This window comes from Parvularcula lutaonensis (genome assembly GCF_014651915.1).
Lineage (GTDB): Bacteria > Pseudomonadota > Alphaproteobacteria > Caulobacterales > Parvularculaceae > Parvularcula > Parvularcula lutaonensis.
Window position 1 is genome coordinate 1 of the sequence record NZ_BMXU01000008.1, and the last position, 1,529, is coordinate 1,529.

Genomic DNA, 1,529 nt, shown 5'->3' on the forward strand with positions numbered 1-1,529 from the left:
GCCCCACTCGGCAGACGCGCTGCCGGACGACGTGGCCAGCTTGCGCGGCCTAGTCGTCCACCAGGCGCTGATGATTGAGAAGCTGAAGGCGCAGCTCGCCACTCTCAGACGGCACCGCTTCGGGACGAAGAGCGAGGCGCTCGATCAGCTAGAGCTCGCCATCGAGGAGATGGAAGAGGCGCAGGGCGCGACCGAGGGCGGAGGTGGCGGGGACGATCCATCTGACAGCGCCGAGCCTAGTTTTGCCGACGCGAAGCGTCAGCCCAAGCGCCGCCCGCTGCCAGATCACCTGCCGCGCGAGGAGGTCGTGCATGCTCCGGATAGCAGCTGTTCCAGCTGCGGCGAGACCATGCGGTCGCTCGGGCAGGAGGTCCGCGAGGTGCTCGACTACGTGCCCGGACGCTTCGTCGTGCATCGGCACGTCCGCCCGAAGCTCAGCTGCCGGGCGTGCGGGACGATCGCGCAAGAGCCGATGCCGTCCCTGCCGATCGAGCGGGGCACGCCGGGGCCGGGGCTGATCGCGCACGTCCTCGTCTCGAAATACGCCGACCACCTGCCGCTTTACCGGCAAAGCCAGATCTACGAGCGAGAGGGTGTGCCTCTCGACCGGTCCACCATGGCCGACTGGGTCGGCCGATCGGCGACGCTGCTCCGTCCTCTCGTAGAGGCGATCGGCAGGCACGCCCTTGGCGGCAAGGCCCTCTTCACCGACGATACCCCCGTGCCGGTGCTCGACCCAGGTAGAGGCCGCACGAAGACGGCGCGGCTCTGGGCGTACGTTAGGGACGAGCGGCCCTTGGGCGGGACCGGCCCCGCCCGCCGCGCTCTACCGCTACTCTCCGGATCGGAAGGGCGAGCGGCCAGCCGAGCACCTGAGGCGCTTCTCCGGCATCCTGCATGCCGACGGCTATGCTGGCTACGACAGGCTCTACGGTGAGAAGACCGGCATCGCCGAGATGGCGTGCATGGCCCACGTCAGAAGGAAGCTCTTCGATATCGCCGAGAGTACGGGCTCGCAGGTCGCGAAGGAGGCTTTGGGGCGCATCGCGCAGCTCTACGCCGTCGAGAAGAAGGCGCGCGGCTTGCCGCCCGGCGACCGGCTCGCGCTGCGGCAGCAGGAGGCGGCCCCCGTCATGGACGAACTGCGCGCCTGGATGGGCGCCACCCTGCCGCAATTGCCTGGACGGTCCAGCCTCGCCCAGGCTCTGCGCTACGCCATCACCCGCACGAAGCGGATGGCTCCTTACCTCGCCGACGGTCGCAGCGAGCTCGACAACAACACCGCTGAACGGTCCGTGCGGGCCATCGCGCTCGGGCGGAAGAACTACCTCTTCGCGGGCTCCGATGCCGGCGGCGAACGCGCCGCCGCAGCCTACACCCTCATCGAGACCGCCAAGCTGAACCGCGTCGATCCGCAGGCTTGGCTAACAGACGTCCTGACACGGATCGCCGACCACCCGATCAACCGAATCAACGAGCTGCTGCCCTGGCACTTCAGTCCAGCTTAACGGTCATCACCGGACGGATAC

Annotated in this window: 1 pseudogene; it reads left to right on the forward strand. The window is 68.5% G+C overall.

From position 1 onward, the window contains the following. Positions 1-19 precede the first annotated feature (19 nt). Positions 20-1,508 (forward strand): annotated as a pseudogene (tnpC, locus tag IE053_RS14370) (IS66 family transposase). Positions 1,509-1,529 lie beyond the last annotated feature (21 nt).